Source organism: Ruegeria sp. CDSA021 (assembly GCF_059612325.1).
Window position 1 is genome coordinate 101,886 of record NZ_JBXWQJ010000005.1, and the last position, 19,632, is coordinate 121,517.

Below are 19,632 nucleotides of genomic sequence, written 5' to 3' on the forward strand. Positions count from 1 at the left end.
AACTCCGGGTTTTCTTACATGACCGATCAATCTTCGAACCAGATGTGGGGCGGCCGCTTTGCCGCCGGTCCAGACGCGATCATGGAGGCAATCAATGCCTCGATCGGGTTCGATCAGCGGATGGCAGCCCAGGACATCGCAGGCTCGCGCGCCCATGCTGCCATGCTGGCTGCCACAGGCGTTATAAGTGATAGTGATGCGCAGGCTATTCGGGAAGGGCTGCTCACCGTTTTGTCAGAAATCCAGAACGGAGAGTTTCAGTTCTCGACCGCGCTGGAAGACATTCACATGAACGTTGAGGCGCGGCTGAAAGAAGTGATTGGTGAGCCCGCAGGCCGTCTGCACACGGGTCGGTCGCGCAACGACCAAGTGGCGACCGATTTCAAACTCTGGGTCCGTGATCAGCTGGACGCGGCAGAATCCGGCCTTCTGGCTCTGATCCGCGCGCTTTTGGCGCAGGCTCAGGCGGGGGCCGATTGGGTGATGCCCGGCTTTACCCACCTGCAAACCGCTCAGCCCGTCACTTGGGGCCACCACATGATGGCCTATGTCGAGATGTTTGGCCGCGACCTGTCGCGCGTCCGCGATGCGCGCACGCGCATGAACGAATCCCCGCTGGGCGCTGCGGCCCTGGCCGGAACGTCATTTCCCATCGACCGCCACATGACGGCTGAGGCGCTGGGCTTTGACCGCCCTGCTGCAAACTCGCTGGATGCTGTCAGCGACCGCGACTTTGCGCTGGAGTTCCTGTCGACCGCTTCAATCTGCGCTGTGCACCTGTCACGTTTCGCGGAAGAGCTGGTGATCTGGTCCTCGGCCCAGTTCCGGTTTGTTACGCTGTCTGATCGCTTTTCGACCGGCTCATCCATCATGCCACAGAAGAAAAACCCCGACGCGGCAGAGCTGATCCGCGCAAAGGTGGGGCGTATCTATGGGGCCAACACCGCGCTGATGATGGTGATGAAGGGGCTGCCGCTGGCCTATTCCAAGGATATGCAGGAAGATAAAGAACAGGTCTTTGACGCTGCCGACAACTGGATGCTGGCACTGGCCGCGATGGAAGGCATGGTCAAGGACATGACCGCCAATCAGGACAGTCTGGCTGCGGCTGCGGGGTCTGGTTTCTCGACAGCGACCGATCTGGCCGACTGGCTGGTGCGGGTTTTGGGCCTGCCTTTCCGCGATGCCCATCACGTGACCGGTTCGCTGGTGGCGATGGCCGAAAGCAAAGGCTGCGACCTGCCTGATCTGACGCTTGAGGATATGCAATCGGTTCACACAGAAATCACCGACGACGTCTATTCTGTTCTTACCGTGCAAAATTCGGTAAACTCGCGCCAGTCTTACGGCGGCACGGCCCCAGATCAGGTGCGTGCTCAGGTCGAACGATGGAAGGCGATGATGTGATGTCTGCGCAGCGTGCAATCCTGATTATTGTTACTGGCCTCACGCTGGCCGGTTGCGGGGCTGATGGCGAGCCAGTTCAACCCGCAGCGCCACAACCCACAGTCAGTGCAACCATCGGGGTTGGCTCAAGCGGTGCCTATGTTGGCGGAGGAGTAGGCCTGAGCCGTGGGCCGCTTGGAATTTATCTTGGTTTCTGACCAGTCTTGGTATTGCGGACCCACCCGGGAAACGCCACGTTGCGCCAGAGTGCCAACGCACGTGACATCAAAAGAAAAGATGCTGAAATGAGAACAATAGGACTGGTACTGGTGCTTTCGGTGCTGGCAGCGTGTGAACCGTCTTCATCGAGACGACCAGAGCCTGCGGTCGAACCTAGGCAGTCCGGCAGTGGCATATCGATCTCGGGCTATGGCCGGGTTGGGGTATCGACCCGAAATTAACCGGGTCGAGGGATTCGGAATCCATTGATTTTAAGCTGTCTTCTGGTCTAAGCGCGCAGGCATGGATCATTTTCTTTACCGCGACGGCGCGCTTTTCGCCGAAGATGTCCCTGTCTCCGAAATCGCTGCCGCGGTCGGAACGCCGTTTTATGTCTATTCCACGGCGACTTTGCTGCGGCATTTCCAGTTGTTCGATGATGCGCTCGAAGGTACGGACCACCTTGTCTGTTACGCGATGAAGGCAGCCAGCAATCAGGCGATCCTGAAAACGCTGGCGCAGGCGGGCGCGGGAATGGATGTGGTCTCGGGCGGGGAGTATCTGCGGGCCAAGGCGGCAGGTGTTTCGGGTAAAAAGATCGTTTTCTCTGGCGTGGGTAAAACAGCCGATGAGATTCGCACCGCGCTGACTGGTGGCATCCGCCAGTTTAACGTCGAATCCGAGCCAGAGATGGACGTGATCAACGCCGTTGCACTGGAGCTGGGCGTTGTCGCGCCGATCACTGTTCGGGTGAACCCGGATGTGGACGCCAAGACCCACGCCAAGATCGCAACCGGCAAGTCCGAAAACAAGTTCGGCATCCCGATTGCCCGTGCCTCAGAGGTTTATGCCCACGCCGCCAGCCTGCCGGGGTTGGAGGTGATTGGCATTGACGTCCATATCGGCTCGCAACTGACCGAGCTTGAACCGTTCGAATTGGCCTATACCAAGGTTGCAGAGCTGACGGAACAATTGCGCGCCGAAGGTCACAATATTTGCCGCCTTGATCTGGGGGGCGGGTTGGGCATCCCCTACACGCGCTCGAATGACGCGCCGCCGCTACCGGTGGAATACGGCGCCCTGATCAAGAAAACACTCGGTCATCTGGGCTGCGAGATCGAAATCGAGCCGGGTCGCCTTATCGCAGGCAATGCCGGGTTGATGGTCAGCAAGGTGATTTATGTGAAGTCGGGGGAAGGTCGCGATTTCCTGATCCTCGACGGAGCCATGAACGACCTGATCCGCCCTGCGATGTATGAGGCACACCACGACATCGTTGCGGTGCAGGAACCGGCTGCCGGGGTCGAACAGCAACCTTATGACATCGTGGGTCCGGTGTGCGAATCGGGCGATACTTTCGCCAAGCAACGTAATATGCCACCATTGAAGTCGGGCGACCTGATCGCCTTCCGCAGCGCGGGTGCGTATGGCGCGGTTATGGCCAGTGAATACAACACGCGCCCTCTGATCCCCGAAGTTCTGGTCAATGGTGATCAATTTGCAGTCATTCGTGAACGGCCAAGCTTTGACGAAATCATAAACCGCGATACCATACCATCGTGGCTTTGACGCGATAATCGCGCGGGCCCAACCCGGAGGCCCGCCTTGACCAACAGATCGAACCTGCCCATTCCGCGCCTGTCCCTGTGGTTGACCCACATGGGTATGGTGGCTGAACAGGTATTGCGGGCGTTTTGGCCACTGTTCTCGATCCTTATGGTCCTGCTGGCGGCATTGATGCTGGGGCTGCAAGACCAACTGGCTGTTGAGGTCGTTTGGGGCGCGGGTGCACTTTCGTTAATTTCAATTGTCGTTGCGGGTGTTTTGGGGCTGAGAAAACTCAACCTGCCCTCTCGCGCAGATGCGCTCATGCGGTTGGATGAGACATTGCCCGGTCGTCCGATCCAGGCCCTTCTGGATGATCAGGCGATTGGTTCAACAGATCGGGATTCGGTTGCGTTGTGGCAGGCCCATAAAGCCCGAATGGCACAACGCGCTGCGGCAGCTGAACCAGCCAAACCTGATCTTAGGCTGGCCTCGCGTGATCCTTACGCGCTGCGCTATGCGGCGTTATTGGCCTTTGTCGTGGCGATTCTGTTTGGCTCTTTGTGGCGTGTGGGGTCGGTGGCCGATATGGCGCCGGGAAGCGCGGATGCAGGGCAAGGCCCGACCTGGGAAGGATGGGTTGAACCCCCAAGATATACGGGCCTGCCAACGCTGTACCTTGCTGATCAGGCCGATACAGAGCTGTCAGTCCCGAAAGGCAGCCGCATTACATTGCGGATGTATGGTGAGGTCGGCGCGCATAGCCTGACCGAAAACAGCTCGGTCATAGGCACCGAGGCCGCAACCGGTCCCGAACAGGAATTTGTAGCCGAGCGTTCTGGCCAGATACGTATCGAAGGTCCCGCTGGCCGCGAATGGGCCGTGCAGGTCATCGATGATGCAACACCGAAGATCGCAGTTGCGGGATCCGCCGAGGCAGAGGCAGGCGGTCAAATGAAGCTGCCCTTTGTCGCCAGCGACGATTATGGCATCGTTTCGGGCTCGGCCCGGATCGAATTGGATCTGGTATCGGTTGATCGCCGTCATGGTCTGACGATCAAACCCGAACCACGACAGGTGATCGAGGTCGAATTGCCGATGCCGATCACTGGCGACCGAGCGGATTTCAGCGAAGACTTGATCGAGGATTTTTCGCAGCACCCTTGGGCCCATCTGCCGGTGAAGATTACTTTGATGGCCGTGGATGCGGCTGATCAGCAATCGGCGTCAGAACCATACATGACGGCCCTTCCGGCCCGTCGGTTCTTTGATCCGCTGGCGGCGGCGGTGATTGAACAGCGGCGGGACCTGCTTTGGTCTCGGTCCAACGCGCCGCGTGTGGCCCAGCTGTTGCGGGCGGTCTCTCACTTGCCAGAGGATCTGTTTCGGTCTGACACCGCCTACCTGCGCTTGCGTGTGACCTTGCGGCGGCTGGAAGCTTTCCAAACTTACGGAGCGTTGAACCCTGAGCAGCAGGATGAGATCGCACAGGCCTTGTGGGACCTTGCTGTGTTGATCGAAGACGGCACACTGGCGGACGCCCTGGAACGGATGCGTCGTGCGCAGGAGCGTTTGACCGAAGCGATGCAGAACGGGGCCAGCGACGAAGAAATCGCTGAGCTTATGCAAGAGCTGCGCGAAGCCACGCAGGACTACCTGCAGCAATTGCAGCGTCTTGCCCAGCAAAACGGTCAGGAAGGTGAAAATCAGCCCGGACAGAGTGGCGAGTCCCTTCAGATGACGCAGGATGACCTGCAGCGCATGATGGACCGCATTCAGGAACTGATGGAACAGGGCCGCATGGCCGAGGCGCAGCAGGCGCTGGAAGAGTTCCAGCAGATGATGGAAAACATGCGCGTGACTCAAGGACAGGGGCAAGGGCAACAGTCCGAGGGTCAGCAGGCGATGGAAGGTCTGGCTGAAACTCTGCGCGAACAACAAGGGCTAAGCGATCAGGCGTTCCGCGACTTGCAGGAACAGTTTAACCCGGGGGCTCAATCTGGCGAAAGTCAGGGTAATGAAGGCCGCAATGGCGGGCTGGGCCGAGGGCAAAGCCACGAAGGTCAGGGTGGTCAGGGCCAAGGCTCGGATCAAACCGGAGAGGGTCAGCACGGGCAAGGAACACTGGCAGACCGTCAGCAGGCCCTGCGCAACGAACTGAGCCGCCAACAGCAAAACCTGCCCGGCGCAGGAACGCCTGAAGGGGACGCCGCTCGGGATTCGCTTGGCCGGGCCGGGCGCGCCATGGACGAGGCGGAGCAAGCCCTGCGTGGTGATGATCTGGCCGAAGCCATCGACCGTCAGTCTGAGGCCATGGAAGCGCTGCGCGAAGGACTGCGCTCACTGGGCGAGGCTATGGCCCAGAACCAGCAGAACCAGCCGGGTCAGGGCACGCAGGAAGGTGAGGCGCAAGCCAATAATCGCGATCCTCTGGGTCGAAACCCCGGGGCCGGTGGTTCAATTTCAACTGACGAGAACCTGCTGCAAGGTGAAGACGTCTATCGCCGGGCGCGCGAGTTGCTGGATGAAATCCGCCGCCGGAGCGGAGAAACGGACCGCCCCGAGATCGAGCTGGAATACCTCAAGCGTCTGTTGGAGCGGTTCTAAACCTCAGTTCTGAGCTCCGGCCTGAGCTTCAAGCCAAATCCGCGCCTGATCCACCAGAGACACATACGAGCTGAGCAGCGGGTCGGCCTGTGGTACGGCCTCGCTGATCTGTTGTGCATTGCCGTAGATCAGATACAGAACCACGCCGATGATCAGCATCAGCGCAAATCCGCGCAGGAACCCGCCTGATTTGCGGGGCGGCGTGGAATCTTCCGCTTCGGTCGCGCGCATACTAGAATTGATCGCCTCGACATCCGGCAGCGCGTCTTTTTGCCCGGCATCAACTGCGGTTTCCGAGGCTTCGGGTCGCTTGGGTTTGACCTTGGGTTCTGGCGGTTGGTCCAACCCCAGATCAGGCTGGCTTTCCAGATTGCCGCCTTCCTGCGCACGCAACTCCGACTCTCGCGCAGCTTCTTCTTTTAGAATGTTGGCGACGGCAGGGTCGACATTGCCTGTGGCGGCAGCGGTGTCCGTAACCTCGGCGGTGGCCTCTTCCACAATCTCAGGTTCTTCTGTCGGCTGATCCGCTTCTTCGACCTTTTCCTGTGCTGGCGGTTCGGCGTCTTCAACCGGCGCGGCAGCCGGTTCTTCCGGGTGCTTGGGCTGAAACCAGGTCTGATCGCAGTTCGAGCATTGCACGTCGCGACCTTCTTCTGGGATAACCTCGTCAGGTACTTCGTACTGCGCACCGCAATTCGGACATGTAAGACGCATACTGCCTCCTCGGCCGGCCGAAGGGCCGATAATAGTTTTTTCAAGGATGATATTCCGTTAAGACCCGTCAGCAAAGGGCGTTTTCGGTTTCATCGGTCAAGTGTCACCAATTGGACTCGGTAGAGCCATTGAATCCGCCACCCTGCTCGGGCAAGAAGAGCGGCAAATAATGGGGGCACGTGTGATCGAGCTGGAAAATGTCAGCTACACCTACGGTGGCGGCGAATTGCTGAGCGATGTTTCGGTTCAATTGCAGCCGGGGTCGTTTCACTTTCTGACCGGACCGTCGGGGGCAGGTAAAACAACGCTGCTCAAGCTATGCTATGGGGCCTTGCTGCCAACTTCGGGGCGACTGAGTGTGTTTGATCAGGACATTTCGTCCCTTGATCGGGATCAGTTGGCCGTGCTGCGCCGACGTGTTGGTGTGGTGCATCAGGATTGTCAGTTTCTGGACCACATGACGCTAGCGGAAAACGTCGCCTTGCCATTGATGGTTTCTGGGCGTTCGGAAGCGTCAGAACAGGACAATCTGACCGAACTGCTCAGCTGGGTGGGTCTTGGCGCGCGGCTTGAAGCGCATCCGCCTGAATTGTCCGGTGGCGAGCGTCAACGCGCCGCCTTGGCCCGTGCTGTTATCCTGTCGCCGGATGTCGTGTTGGCGGACGAGCCCACCGGCAATGTCGATTGGGAGATGTCCCAGCGCCTGCTGCGCCTGTTGGTCGAACTGAACCGCATGGGCAAGACGGTATTGATCGCAACCCACGACATGAGCCTTATCCGCGCAGCCAAAAGCCAGGTTCAGGCGCGCGTGTTACGGATATCTCAGCGCAAGCTGCAATTGGCGGGGGCTGACCTATGACCGGCCCTGAAGTGAACACTTTGTTGCGTGGAGATACGCGGGCGAACCGCGTTGTTCCCCCAACCGGATACACCGCTCATCTAACCTTGTTTGTGGCCGGAGCCATGGCATTTCTGGCGGTGTTTGCATTGGCGCTGGCGCTTGCGTCCGGTCGGATTGCCGACCGCTGGGCCTCGGAACTGGCGGGGGCCGCAACCCTGCGGATCAATGCTCCGGCAGAGCAGCTCGCCGCGCAGACCGAAGCCGCCTTATCGGTGCTCAGCCAGACGCCCGGCGTGGCGTCGGCGCGCGCCTTAAGCGCCGCGGAACAAGCCGCGTTGCTGTCGCCGTGGTTCGGACCAGACCTACCCCTGGAGACTTTACCTATCCCGCAGCTCATCGAAATCACCGAAGGTGAGCCGGGAATGGATGTGATGGGCTTGCGCTTGCGTCTGGGTGCCGAAGTGCCGGGCGCGGTGCTGGATGATCACACGCGATGGCGCGAACCTCTTGTCGAAGCAGCAATGTCACTACGGCGCTTGGGGTGGATCTCGATCCTGCTGATCGGGGGGGCGACGGCGGCAATGATTACGCTCGCGGCAAACGCATCTCTGGCGGCAAATGCGCAGATCATCGAAGTTTTGCGTCTGGTCGGCGCGCGCGACGGGTTTATAGCTGGGGCTTTTGTCCGGCGCTTTACCTATCGCGCCTTTTTCGGGGCATTGGTTGGGACCTTGCTGGGGATGACGGGCGTTTTGCTATTGCCCGAAGCATCAGATGCCGGCGGGTTTCTGACCGGGGTTGGCTTTCAGGGCACGGATTGGTTACTGCCGGTTCTCATCCCGATCCTGGGCGCGGCTGTTGCCTTTTTCGCCACCTGGGCTGCGGCCCGTCGCAAGTTGAAGGAGCTTTCCTGATGATGGCTATTCAATGGGTCCGTTCGTTGATCTTCATGATCGTGATCTACGCCTGGATGCTGATCCTTGGCATCGTCTTCCTGCCTTATGCACTGTTTTCCAAGCGTGGCGCCGCACTGGCCTGCCGGACCTACGCACGCAACACCATGTGGTTGGCAGGTTGGATGGTTGGCATCCGCTGTGAAGTTCGCGGAAAACCACCGACCAACGAAGTGGTCATCGCGGCGAAACACCAATCGTTTCTCGATATCATCATGATTTTCAGCGCTATTCCGCATGGCAAATTCATCATGAAGCGAGAGCTTCTGTGGACTCCGGTAATCGGATTGTATGCTCGACGACTTGGCTGCATTCCGGTCAATCGCGGCAAGCGTGGCGCGGCTGTGGCCAAGATGGTCAAGGATGTTTCGAAAGAGTTCTCGGAACCCGGGCAGCTTGTGATCTACCCACAGGGGACACGTGTGGCACCGGGTGCAACGAAACCCTACAAGGTTGGGACTGCCGTTTTGTACGAAGGTCTTGGGTTTCCTTGCGTTCCGGTTGCGACAAATGCCGGGGTTTTCTGGCCCCGAACGGGTGTACTGCGCAAACCCGGCCTTGCGATCGTGGATTTTCTTGAGCCAATCGAACCCGGCGTTGAGCGCGACGATTTTCTTGGCCGATTGGAAGACGTGATCGAAACACGCTCGAATAAGCTGATGCGCCAAGTGGGGTTTGATCCAGATGGAGTACATTGACGACGTAACAGCGCTGGAAGCACTGTATGGCGCGCCCGGCGCACCATCCTTGCGAAAGGTCGTGCATCGACTGACGCCGCTCTATCGCCAGTGGATTATGGCATCGCGTCTTTGTGTGCTGAGTACTGTCGGTCCGGAAGGTGTGGATGGCAGCCCCCGAGGCGACGACGGCCCGGTTGTGCTGGAACTGGATGAGCGGAGGCTGGTTGTGCCGGATTGGCGTGGCAACAACCGGCTAGATTCGCTGCGGAATATCGTGCGAGACCCGCGTGTTGCGCTGATGTTTTTTGTTCCTGGTTCCAATAATGTCGTCCGAGTGAATGGGATGGGCCGGGTAACGGCGGATGATGGTTTGAGGCGACAATTCGAGAAGGGCGGCAAGCGCCCCGCGACGGTCATTGTTGTTGAGATCGCCGAGATTTATAGCCAATGCGCGCGTGCTCTGATGCGTGCAGGTACCTGGACCAGCGAGGATGAAAGTGGCGCCCTGCCAACGATTGGGCAACTTTTGTCCGAGGCGTCAGAAGGCGAAGAAGGCGGCGCGCAGTATGATAGTGAATGGGCTGCGCGCGCCGCCAAAACGATGTGGTAGACGAAACATGCTGCTGCGGTTTCAAACCGCGGCTGCTCCGATCCTGGAAACCTTTTCGATCCAGCGGTCTACGCTTCCCGGTTTGGGATAACTCGCGCCTGCGAAATAGGTGAAACGGGTTGGTTTGAAGCCGACAAATCCAAGGATCTGATCCCGAACCTGTCGGATAAGAGCTTGCCGATAGATCAGCCGCATAAACCAGCCCGGTGTGTCTGACGTCAGGATGACGCGTGCAGTCCGCCCTGTCAGCATGGGGGCAGGGAACCCGATCTTTGTAGTATTGCGCGTGTCGAAAGTTCGGCCAGGGATGAACGTTCGGTCGATCAATCCCTTGAGTTTTGCCGGAAGGCCGCCCCACCACATCGGGGTGGTCAGAACCAGGTGATCACTCCATTCAAAGTCTTGCAACACTTGTTCCAGAACCGGCTCAAGCGGTTTGAAATCGTGATAGTTGCCATGACCAAAATCAAAATCGAACTGCAGATCGCTCAGATGAACCATTCGGACGTCGTGCCCGTTTTTTAGGGCGGCGTCTCGATATGTTTCGGCAAAGGTGCGGGACAGACTGCTGTCTGCCGGGTGTCCGTCGAGGATGAGGATTTTCTTGGGTTGCATCGTGATTCTCCTAAAAATGACCACGGTCAATTAGTAGGGCAGAAAAATGACCACGGTCAATATTAAATTTGACCACGGTCAAAAACTGTGCGATTGAGCGGTATGCAGAAGACGATTCAGAATCGTACAATCAAAACCCGCGCCAAGCTTCTCTCGGCTGCTGAGGCGGTTATCCAAAGTGATGGCTACCAAGCTTTGCGAGTGGAAGAAGTGGTAAAGGCGGCGGGTGTCGCCAAGGGCACTTTCTTTGCGCATTTCAACGACAAGGATGCGCTTATGGAAATCCTGATCGGTGAAAGATTGAATGCGTGTCTGGATCAGGCCGAAGCCGGAATACCGCCAAAAACCGTTCCTGAGATCATCGCTGCACTTGAACCGGCGCACAGCTTCATGACGTCCGAGCGATACGTATTCGATCTGTTGATCAGGTATTCCGGCGCGACGGCTATCGCAGACATAGGCCCGATTGCCTATTGCTTTGAGCGATACTTCCGTGTCGTGATGCTGTGGCTTGAAGCTTCTGACATGCGCAAGGACGTGCCATCCGAGCTTTTGGCCGAAGGTGTGCAGGCTTTTGCCATTCAGGCCATGTCGTTGAGGTTTTGCGCGTTGCATTCAGCAACGACATTCACCGACAGGCTCGAGACTTATTTGGATGCGTGGCTGACCCCGACAGGCTGATGGGTTGCCGGGGTCAAAATTCTTAGCTGTGAATCGGACCGTCCCCGCAAGCCAACGCGGCCTCGCGTACTGCCTCTGAATAGGTGGGGTGCGCGTGGCAAGTCAGGGCCAGATCTTCAGCCGAAGCACCGAATTCCATCGCAACGCAAACCTCGTGGATCAGATCACCAGCGGCCGGGCCGATGATATGTGCGCCCAGAATGCGGTCGGTTTCCTTGTCGGCGAGTATTTTTACGAACCCATCAGAGGCAAAGTTCGCCTTGGCGCGCCCATTCCCCATGAACATGAACTTGCCAGCCTTATAGGCGCGGCCCTGTTCCTTGAGTGTCGCTTCGGTTTCTCCCACATTGGCAACCTCGGGCCAAGTATAGATCACTCCCGGAATGACGCCGTAATTTACATGGCCATGCTTACCTGCAACCTGTTCGGCTGCGGCCATGCCCTCGTCTTCGGCTTTGTGCGCCAGCATCGGACCTTCGGTTACGTCGCCAATGGCATAGATGCCCGGCATGTTGGTTTGCCAGTCGGTACCCACCTTGATCTGGCCGCGTGGAGTCATCTCAACACCCAAGGCATCCAGCCCCAACCCGTCGGAATAAGGCTTGCGTCCGGTGGCGACCAGCACGGTATCAGCGTCGATCACATGCTCGCTGTCATCCTTGAGCAGCTTGTACGTCACCTTAGCCTTGGTCTTGGTGGCTTCGGTTTTTTGCACCGCCGCGCCCATGACAAACTTTAGACCCTGTTTCTTGAGAATACGCAGGAACGTCTTCTGTACCTCGGGGTCCATGCCAGGTGTGATTTCCTTGAGGAACTCGATCACCGTGACCTCGGCACCGAGCCGCTGATAGACCGAGCCGAGCTCAAGCCCGATCACACCTGCGCCGATGACGACCATTTTCTTCGGAATCTTGCCCAGCGACAGTGCCCCGGTCGAGGTCACAACGACCTTTTCATCCACGTCTACACCCGGCAGCGAAGATGGCTCGGAGCCCGAAGCAATGATGATGTTCTTGGTGGCGTGGACTTCTTCACCCACTTTGACCTGACCAGCGGCAGGGATTGATCCCCAGCCTTTCAGCCAGTCGATCTTGTTCTTTTTGAACAGGAACTCGATGCCCTTGGTGTTGCCGTCGATCACCTCGTCCTTATAGGTCTGCATCTGTTTCCAATCGACCGACGGGCTTTTGCCCTTCAGGCCCATCTTGGCAAAGTTATGCTCGGCCTCGTGCAACTGATGGCTGGCGTGCAGCAGCGCTTTGGACGGGATGCAGCCCACGTTCAGACAAGTGCCGCCGAGCGTCTCGCGCCCCTCGACCACAGCGGTTTTCAGGCCCAGTTGGGCACAGCGGATGGCGCAGACATAGCCACCGGGACCGGCACCGATTACAATAACGTCATAGTTTGCCATGGAAGATCTCCTTGAGAATTCGGGCTGCTGCAGGGCGGGAACCTCTGAACAGGATATGGACTGGTGGTCTCACAACAACACCACCAAAAGCATGAGGGTGGTGGCGAAAAACCCGACGAACCAAACGACGCTGCGCCAGGGTTTCCAACCAAAATAGTACGCAGGAACATACAGCACGCGCGCGACCAGATAGGCCCAAGCGCAGGCGGCCGTCAGCGCGCTGTCTTTGCCTGACACGGTGACAACAACGCAAGCGACCGCAAACAGGATCAGCCCTTCGAAATGGTTGTTGAGGGCCCGGTATAGGCGGGCGGTCCCATCCGAGAGCTGATCCTCCAAAGATCCACCCAACCTGGCACTGTCACGGGGTGACATGGTTTTGCCCGTGCCCAACTCCAGGTTTGCAGGGACGGCCATAAGAACAAACTGCAAGACCTGTAGAAGGGCCGCCAAAGTCAGTGCTGTCAGTTCTGCGTTCATTACAAGACGCCGCATTGGAGTTTGATGTGTATGACGGCAGGGCGCAGAAGCAGATGTGTCACCGCTTGCGCTCTGCCATCGCGTTTAGACAGGTGTCAGAACCTTGGTCTGAATATGCGCCACACCGCCGCGTTCGTGGTGCATGGCCAATTCTTCAGATTCGATAAAGTTCTGTGCGCGGTCCAGATCGGTGATTTCGAACAACGCCACCGCGTGGTCCTTCTGCTCCGGATCTCGCCAGATGTGAAGGTCGCGGATACCCGCGGCCTTGCGCATTGGTTTGTCCTCGCGGAACACTTTCAACCAAACGTCGAAATCGGCCACATCGGCCTGCCACAGTACATGTGTCGCCATTTTACAGATCCATCAGTAGGCGGCGCGGATCTTCCAGCGCCTCTTTCACGCGAACAAGGAACGTCACCGCGCCTTTGCCGTCAACAATCCGGTGATCATAGGACAGGGCCAGATACATCATCGGGCGGATCTTGATCTCACCATTGATGACCATCGGGCGGTCCTGGATCTTGTGCATCCCCAGAATGCCCGACTGCGGTGGGTTCAGGATCGGTGACGACATCAGCGAGCCATAGACACCTCCGTTCGAGATTGTGAACGTACCGCCCTGCATCTCGGCCATCGAAAGCTTGCCGTCACGGGCGCGCTTGCCCTTTTCGGCGATGGCTTTTTCGATCGCAGCAAAGGACATTGAGTCCGCATCGCGGATCACCGGAACCACCAGACCCTGAGGCGTGCCAGCAGCAACGCCCATATGGACGAAGTTTTTGTACACGATGTCGGTGCCGTCGATCTCGGCGTTGACCTCGGGAACTTCTTTCAGCGCATGGCAGCAGGCTTTGGTGAAGAAAGACATGAAGCCCAGACGCGCGCCGTGCTTCTTTTCGAACTGGTCCTTGTACTGGTTGCGCAGCGCCATCACCTCGGTCATGTCCACCTCGTTATAGGTGGTCAGGATCGCAGCTGTGTTCTGTGCATCCTTGAGACGCTTGGCGATGGTTTGACGCAGACGGGTCATGCGCACGCGTTCTTCGCGTGCTTCATCTTCGGCTGCAACAGGTGCGCGTGGCGCTTGGGCAACGGGCGCAGCCGCTGCAGGTGCCGGGGCCGCAGCCGTCGCCACGGCTTTTGCAACGTCTTCCTTCATGATGCGGCCATCGCGACCTGTGCCGGTGACTTGATCGGCGGACAACCCGGCCTCTGCCATCGCTTTTTCGGCGGATGGAGCGTTTGCCACGTCCTTGCCGGTGCTTGCTGCAGCCGGAGGAGCCGCCGGAGCGGGTGCGGGCGCAGCACCTGCGGCAGCGCCAGAGATTACAGCCAGCTTAGCAGTTGCATCCACAGTGGCACCTTCCGGCGCGACGATTTCGGCCAGAACGCCCGAAGCCGGGGCCGGTACTTCAACCGACACTTTGTCGGTTTCCAGCTCACACAACATCTCGTCCTGTGCGACGCTGTCGCCGACTTGTTTGAACCAGGTCGAGACGGTGGCTTCAGTGACAGATTCACCGAGTGTAGGCACCATCACATCAACCGACCCGCCAGTCGCAGCGGGCGAAGCTGTCGGAGCTGCCGCCGCCGCTGAGGCGGGGGCCGCGCCCTCGCCAGCCGTAATGGTGGCCAACAGAGCATCGGCACCAACGGTATCGCCCTCGGCGGCTACAATCTCACCCATCACACCAGCAGAGGGAGAGGGCACTTCGACCGTGACCTTGTCAGTCTCCAGCTCACACAGCATCTCGTCCACGGCGACCGCATCACCGGGTTTTTTGAACCATGTTGCGACAGTGGCTTCGGTGACAGACTCGCCAAGCGTGGGAACACGAACTTCAATCGTCATCGCTTACTTTCCTTCGATGCTCAGCGCTTCGTTAACCAGCGCTTCTTGTTGGGCTTTGTGTTGGCTGGCCAGACCCGTCGCGGGCGAGGCCGATGTTGCGCGACCAGCATAAGCCGGACGAGTGTGTTTTGCGCCGATGCGGGACAGAACCCATTCGATATTGGGTTCGATAAAGGTCCACGCACCCTGGTTCTTGGGCTCTTCCTGACACCAGACCATTTCGGCATTCTTGAACCGTTCGAGCTCGTTGATCAGCGAGTGGGCCGGGAAGGGATAGAACTGTTCGATCCGCATCAGGTAGACGTCGTCGATTCCACGTGCATCGCGTTCCTCCAGCAGGTCAAAATAGACTTTCCCGGAACACATCACGACGCGTTTGATCTTCTCGTCTGCCACCAGCTTGGTATCAGAGTTACCTTTCTGCGCATCATCCCAAAGCACTCGGTGGAAGCTGGACCCGGTGGTGAAATCCTCCGCCGTGCTGACTGCCAGTTTGTGGCGCAGCAGCGATTTTGGTGTCACCAGGATCAGCGGCTTGCGGAAGGTGCGGTGCAGCTGCCGACGCAGGATATGGAAATAGTTCGCAGGCGTTGTACAGTTCGCCACGATCCAGTTGTCTTGACCGCACATCTGCAGGAACCGCTCCAGTCGCGCCGACGAGTGTTCAGGGCCTTGCCCTTCGAACCCGTGCGGCAGCAGGTTTACCAGACCTGACATCCGCAGCCATTTTGACTCACCCGAGCTGATGAACTGGTCGAACATGATCTGAGCTCCGTTGGCGAAATCGCCAAATTGCGCCTCCCACAGAACCAGCGCGTTGGGTTCGGCCAGCGAGTAGCCGTATTCAAATCCAAGAACCGCGTACTCTGACAGCATCGAGTCGATTACTTCGTAATGCGACTGACCCGCGCGAATATTGTTCAGCGGGTAATACCGTTCTTCGGTTTCCTGGTGGATGAACCCCGAATGGCGTTGGCTGAAGGTACCGCGCGTGGCGTCCTGCCCGGCCAGACGTACCGGGTACCCCTCGGTCAGCAACGACCCAAAGGCCAGAGCCTCGCCGGTGGCCCAGTCAAAGCCTGTACCGGTTTCAAACATCTGCTTTTTGTGCTCAAGCAGACGACCGACTGTCTTGTGCATGGCAAATCCGCCTGGTGCGCGGGTCAGCGCACCACCAATTTCGGCCAGAGTGTCCGGCGTGATCGCGGTCTCGCCGCGCATGTATTCGTCTTTGTTCTTGTCCAGATGCGACCAGCGCCCATCCAGCCAGTCGGCCTTGTTGGGCTTATAGTCTTTTCCGGCCTCGAATTCGTCGTTCAGATGCGCCTGGAAGGCGGCCTTCATGTCCTCGATCTCACCCTCGGGGATCAGTCCGTCCTTGACGAGGCGCTCGGTGTACAGAGACAGCGTGGTTTTGTGCGTCTTGATCTTCTTGTACATGATCGGGTTGGTGAACATGGGCTCGTCGCCCTCGTTGTGACCAAACCGGCGGTAGCAGAAGATATCCAGAACCACGTCCTTGTGGAATTTCTGACGGAACTCGGTCGCCACTTTGGCGGCGTGGACCACGGCCTCTGGGTCATCACCGTTCACGTGGAAGATCGGCGCTTCAACCATCAGCGCGATATCCGTCGGATAAGGGCTGGAGCGCGAGAAGTGCGGCGCGGTGGTGAACCCGATCTGGTTGTTCACAACGATATGCATGGTCCCGCCGGTGCGATGCCCGCGCAGACCGCTCAGGCCAAAGCCTTCGGCCACAACGCCCTGACCGGCAAACGCCGCGTCCCCGTGCAGCAGAATGGCCATTGCCTTGGTGCGATCAGTATCACCAAGCTGATCCTGCTTGGCGCGAACTTTGCCTAGAACCACCGGGTTCACCGCCTCAAGGTGTGAGGGGTTGGCGGTCAGCGACAGGTGCACAGAGTTGCCGTCGAATTCGCGGTCGCTGGAGGCCCCAAGGTGGTATTTCACGTCACCCGAGCCATCCACTTCGTCCGGCTTGAAGCTACCACCCTGAAATTCATTAAAAATGGCGCGATACGGCTTGCGCATCACGTTGGCCAGTATGTTCAGACGACCCCGGTGCGGCATCCCGATCACGATGTCGCTAAGGCCAAGCGCGCCACCGCGCTTGATGATCTGTTCCATCGCGGGGATCAGAGCTTCACCGCCGTCCAGACCAAAGCGCTTGGTGCCCATGTATTTGACATGCAGGAATTTCTCGAAACCTTCGGCCTCGACCATCTTGTTCAGGATCGCCTTGCGGCCTTCTTTGGTGAAGGCGATTTCCTTGCCATAGCCCTCGATCCGCTCTTTCAGCCAGGCTGCCTCTTCCGGGTTCGAGATATGCATGTATTGCAGCGCGAAGGTGCCACAATACGTCCGCTTCACGATCTCGACGATCTGCCGCATCGAGGCGACCTGAAGTCCCAAGACGTTGTCGATAAAGATCGGGCGATCCATGTCGGTGTCGGTGAAGCCATAAGTCTTGGGGTCGAGCTCAGGGTGATTAGTTGCCGCGCGCATGCCAAGCGGGTCCAGATCAGCGGCCAGATGCCCCCGAATACGATAGGCCCGGATCAGCATCAGCGCCCGCAGACTGTCCAGTACCGCGCGCTTGATCTGGTCATCGCTGACCTCGACACCTTTGTTGGCGGCCTTATCCTTGATCTTCTTGCCCGCCGCTTTGGCATCAATCTCGGCCCATTCCCCGGTCAGGGCACCGGTCAGATCGTCGGCAGGCACCGGGGGCCAGTCGGTGCGCGCCCAGGACGGCCCCTCGGCTTCGCGTTGCACATCCGGTGCGGCGTCGCCCATAGCCTTGAAGAACTCGACCCAGGCAGCGTCTACTGCACCGGGGTTCTTGGTGTATTGGGCATAAAGTTGCTCCAGATATTCGGCATTATGCCCCTGCATGAAGCTGGAGGCATGAAAAGCAGAGTTGGGCGAGTGTTCGGTCATTGGGCTACCTCTGTTGGGTTGGGACCGTATTGATTGGCACCTGGTTGGCTGGGGCGGGTCAGCCACCACAGAACCAGAAGGGGCGACACAAACAGAACGATAAGTGTCGGGATGACGATCAGCAATGTTGCGCGGGTAAACAATATGTCGAGCGTCCCGCCATGGAACTGGCTGGCAAGGCCGATGCCAAAGATCAGAACCGCAAAGGCCCCAAGGATCAGCAGGATCGGCAACAAGGCGTACAGTCCGCTGCGTCCGGTGTCGTGCATCCGTCGCCACGCAACGGCCAGATGCGGGAAGAACATGATCAGACCGACGATGCTCTGCACCGGTTGGCGGGACGTAGCGGTGATGGATTTGACCTCGTCGCTTTCTGTGATCGCGACCTGAGTGAAGAACTGCCAGTCGATGATCCCTGCGATGAAGCTCCAGATCACGATGAAAAGAAAAAAGAACCAGTATTCGGGGCGCGAGGCACGGCCCGAGAAGGTGAAGAACTTGGAGAAACAGGTGCGGATGGCGTCAGAGAAGGTCATGCGGGCACATCTCCACATGGCACGCCAAATCGATTAATCTTGGGCTCAGACGCAACAAGCATCATTCCTACGATGTTTGCTGTTACCATCACACTCGCTACGAGTGCCGCCAGAAAAACTGACCCTAGGGTCAGGAATGCTAAGATCAGCCACAAAATCGGCCCACCTATCAGCAAACTAAACCCCAAGAAGACCTGATATCCGAGCCAGACGAGGATAATCAATAGGAAAGGATACACGGCCTGGTGACACTCCTCGCCAGCATCCTGTAGCCGTCGGCTCATAGCAGAGAGCAAAGGGAGAGAGGCCGCCATCACCAAAAGCAACTGCCCAATTCCCCAGCTCAAGGAAACGCTCCATTCAAGGCTCATTGCTACAGCTGCAGGCAGCATAGCGGCCACTGGCGCGAACCACCAAAACTCGGCGCGGGGAGCCCTGCCCGAGAAGACGAGCGCTTTTAGAAAACCAAACGATATGGCTTGTTTAGGTCCCATCAAGGCCATCCTGCCCAGCGACACTGCCAGGCAGCGCCCGACCGCTCCCATGGGCGGGCGCTTCGCACCCACCCGCGGACGGGCGCTGCCCTCAGCACATATGTGCAAGGGACAGTCACAGTTTACCCAATCGCTTCCAGCACAGCCTCACCCAGCTGCGCCGGGCTTTCGGCCACGACGATACCGGCCGAGCGCATGGCTTCGATCTTGTCCTCGGCACCGCCTTTGCCACCGGCGACAATAGCGCCCGCGTGGCCCATGCGGCGGCCCGGAGGGGCTGTGCGGCCTGCGATGAAACCAGCGGTCGGCTTCTTGCGGCCTTTCTTGGCCTCATCCGCCAGGAACTGTGCGGCTTCTTCCTCGGCTGACCCACCGATCTCACCGATCATGATGATCGAGTGGGTCTCGTCATCGGCCAGGAACCATTCCAGCACGTCGATATGCTCGGTGCCTTTGATCGGGTCGCCGCCGATGCCCACGCAGGTGGACTGGCCCAGACCCACGTCGGTGGTCTGCTTGACCGCCTCATAGGTCAGGGTGCCCGAACGCGACACAACACCGACCGAGCCACGCTTGTGGATGTGGCCGGGCATAATGCCGATCTTGCAGGCGTCGGGGGTAATGACACCGGGGCAGTTGGGGCCGATCAGGCGCGAGCTTGAGCCTTCCAGTGCGCGCTTCACCTTCATCATGTCCAGAACCGGGATGCCTTCGGTGATGCAGACGATCACCTCCATCTCGGCATCGATCGCTTCGAGAATCGAGTCCGCTGCAAAGGGCGGTGGCACATAGATCACCGACGCGTTCGCTTCGGTCACATGCTTGGCCTCGTGGACCGAGTTGAACACGGGCAGGTCGAGATGGGTCATCCCGCCTTTGCCGGGGGTCACACCGCCGACCATCTTGGTGCCATAGGCGATGGCTTGTTCGCTGTGGAATGTGCCCTGCGAGCCGGTAAAGCCCTGACAGATCACTTTGGTATTTTCGTCGATGAGGACTGCCATTTTAGGAGTCTCCTGAATTTGCCGCGCTGTGAGCGCGAGT

At 58.6% G+C, this 19,632-nt stretch carries 19 protein-coding genes; 9 read left to right on the forward strand and 10 right to left on the reverse strand.

Annotated elements, in window-relative coordinates; genetic code table 11:
• Positions 1–18: 18 nt before the first annotated feature.
• The 4 genes from argH (at position 19) to AC2FLD_RS08335 (ending at position 5,757) form a co-directional block, all read left to right on the forward strand.
• Positions 19–1,407 carry an argininosuccinate lyase gene (argH, locus tag AC2FLD_RS08320; RefSeq protein WP_496668561.1) on the forward strand — a complete coding sequence of 463 codons (1,389 nt, stop codon included), beginning with the start codon at positions 19–21 and terminating at the stop codon, positions 1,405–1,407.
• Positions 1,407–1,604: an argininosuccinate lyase gene (locus AC2FLD_RS08325; protein WP_496668563.1), complete on the forward strand. Its 198-nt coding sequence runs from the start codon at positions 1,407–1,409 to the stop codon at positions 1,602–1,604. The genes argH and AC2FLD_RS08325 overlap by 1 nt, the downstream gene beginning before the upstream one ends.
• A 304-nt stretch (positions 1,605–1,908) precedes the next feature.
• The gene (gene lysA / locus AC2FLD_RS08330; RefSeq protein WP_496668565.1) at positions 1,909–3,174 is read left to right on the forward strand and encodes a diaminopimelate decarboxylase; all 1,266 of its coding nucleotides are present in this window, start codon (positions 1,909–1,911) and stop codon (positions 3,172–3,174) included.
• A 90-nt stretch (positions 3,175–3,264) separates the two neighbouring features.
• The gene (locus AC2FLD_RS08335) at positions 3,265–5,757 is read left to right on the forward strand and encodes a TIGR02302 family protein (RefSeq protein WP_496668873.1); all 2,493 of its coding nucleotides are present in this window, start codon (positions 3,265–3,267) and stop codon (positions 5,755–5,757) included.
• Between the two features lie 3 nt (positions 5,758–5,760).
• On the opposite strand, the gene AC2FLD_RS08340 is transcribed toward AC2FLD_RS08335, so the two are convergent.
• On the reverse strand, positions 5,761–6,471 hold the full coding sequence (locus AC2FLD_RS08340) for a zinc-ribbon domain-containing protein (RefSeq protein ID WP_496668566.1): 711 nt from the start codon (positions 6,469–6,471) through the stop codon (positions 5,761–5,763).
• Positions 6,472–6,652: 181 nt separating this feature from the next.
• Between AC2FLD_RS08340 and AC2FLD_RS08345 the strand changes: the two genes are divergently transcribed.
• The 4 genes from AC2FLD_RS08345 to AC2FLD_RS08360 are packed head-to-tail and all read left to right on the forward strand — an operon-like array spanning position 6,653 to position 9,555.
• Entirely contained in the window at positions 6,653–7,330 is a 678-nt protein-coding gene (locus AC2FLD_RS08345) for a cell division ATP-binding protein FtsE (RefSeq protein ID WP_050604230.1), read from the forward strand.
• Positions 7,327–8,226: a cell division protein FtsX gene (locus tag AC2FLD_RS08350; RefSeq protein WP_050604048.1), complete on the forward strand. Its 900-nt coding sequence runs from the start codon at positions 7,327–7,329 to the stop codon at positions 8,224–8,226. Before AC2FLD_RS08345 ends, AC2FLD_RS08350 begins: the two co-directional genes overlap by 4 nt.
• Positions 8,223–8,963, forward strand: a complete 741-nt coding sequence (locus tag AC2FLD_RS08355; RefSeq protein WP_496668875.1) for a lysophospholipid acyltransferase family protein — start codon at positions 8,223–8,225, stop codon at positions 8,961–8,963. Before AC2FLD_RS08350 ends, AC2FLD_RS08355 begins: the two co-directional genes overlap by 4 nt.
• Complete coding sequence (locus AC2FLD_RS08360) at positions 8,950–9,555, forward strand: pyridoxamine 5'-phosphate oxidase family protein (RefSeq protein ID WP_496668568.1); 606 nt, start codon at positions 8,950–8,952, stop codon at positions 9,553–9,555. Before AC2FLD_RS08355 ends, AC2FLD_RS08360 begins: the two co-directional genes overlap by 14 nt.
• 21 nt (positions 9,556–9,576) lie before the next feature.
• Here the strand turns inward: AC2FLD_RS08360 and AC2FLD_RS08365 are convergent, their stop codons facing one another.
• The gene (locus AC2FLD_RS08365; RefSeq protein ID WP_496668570.1) at positions 9,577–10,170 is read right to left on the reverse strand and encodes an NAD(P)H-dependent oxidoreductase; all 594 of its coding nucleotides are present in this window, start codon (positions 10,168–10,170) and stop codon (positions 9,577–9,579) included.
• 102 nt (positions 10,171–10,272) lie between these two features.
• Here AC2FLD_RS08365 and AC2FLD_RS08370 point away from each other — a divergent pair, with 102 nt between their 5' ends.
• Positions 10,273–10,851 (forward strand): TetR/AcrR family transcriptional regulator, encoded by a 579-nt coding sequence (locus tag AC2FLD_RS08370; RefSeq protein ID WP_496668572.1) that lies wholly within the window; start codon positions 10,273–10,275, stop codon positions 10,849–10,851.
• Between the two features lie 22 nt (positions 10,852–10,873).
• On the opposite strand, the gene lpdA is transcribed toward AC2FLD_RS08370, so the two are convergent.
• From lpdA to sucD, 8 genes are all read right to left on the reverse strand, one after another.
• On the reverse strand, positions 10,874–12,262 hold the full coding sequence (gene lpdA / locus AC2FLD_RS08375; protein WP_496668574.1) for a dihydrolipoyl dehydrogenase: 1,389 nt from the start codon (positions 12,260–12,262) through the stop codon (positions 10,874–10,876).
• Positions 12,263–12,331: 69 nt separating this feature from the next.
• Positions 12,332–12,742: an MAPEG family protein gene (locus tag AC2FLD_RS08380; RefSeq protein ID WP_496668576.1), complete on the reverse strand. Its 411-nt coding sequence runs from the start codon at positions 12,740–12,742 to the stop codon at positions 12,332–12,334.
• Between the two features lie 84 nt (positions 12,743–12,826).
• On the reverse strand, positions 12,827–13,096 hold the full coding sequence (locus AC2FLD_RS08385; RefSeq protein WP_496668578.1) for a hypothetical protein: 270 nt from the start codon (positions 13,094–13,096) through the stop codon (positions 12,827–12,829).
• A gap of 1 nt (position 13,097) precedes the next feature.
• Positions 13,098–14,597: a 2-oxoglutarate dehydrogenase complex dihydrolipoyllysine-residue succinyltransferase gene (gene odhB / locus AC2FLD_RS08390; RefSeq protein ID WP_496668580.1), complete on the reverse strand. Its 1,500-nt coding sequence runs from the start codon at positions 14,595–14,597 to the stop codon at positions 13,098–13,100.
• 3 nt (positions 14,598–14,600) lie between these two features.
• Positions 14,601–17,558, reverse strand: a complete 2,958-nt coding sequence (locus tag AC2FLD_RS08395; protein WP_496668582.1) for a 2-oxoglutarate dehydrogenase E1 component — start codon at positions 17,556–17,558, stop codon at positions 14,601–14,603.
• Positions 17,555–18,094, reverse strand: coding sequence for a DUF805 domain-containing protein (locus AC2FLD_RS08400; RefSeq protein ID WP_496668584.1), 540 nt, complete (start codon positions 18,092–18,094; stop codon positions 17,555–17,557). Before AC2FLD_RS08400 ends, AC2FLD_RS08395 begins: the two co-directional genes overlap by 4 nt.
• Positions 18,091–18,588: a DUF805 domain-containing protein gene (locus AC2FLD_RS08405; protein ID WP_496668586.1), complete on the reverse strand. Its 498-nt coding sequence runs from the start codon at positions 18,586–18,588 to the stop codon at positions 18,091–18,093. The genes AC2FLD_RS08400 and AC2FLD_RS08405 overlap by 4 nt, the downstream gene beginning before the upstream one ends.
• Positions 18,589–18,710: 122 nt before the next feature.
• The gene (gene sucD / locus AC2FLD_RS08410) at positions 18,711–19,592 is read right to left on the reverse strand and encodes a succinate--CoA ligase subunit alpha (RefSeq protein ID WP_480476431.1); all 882 of its coding nucleotides are present in this window, start codon (positions 19,590–19,592) and stop codon (positions 18,711–18,713) included.
• Between the last annotated feature and the right edge of the window lie 40 nt (positions 19,593–19,632).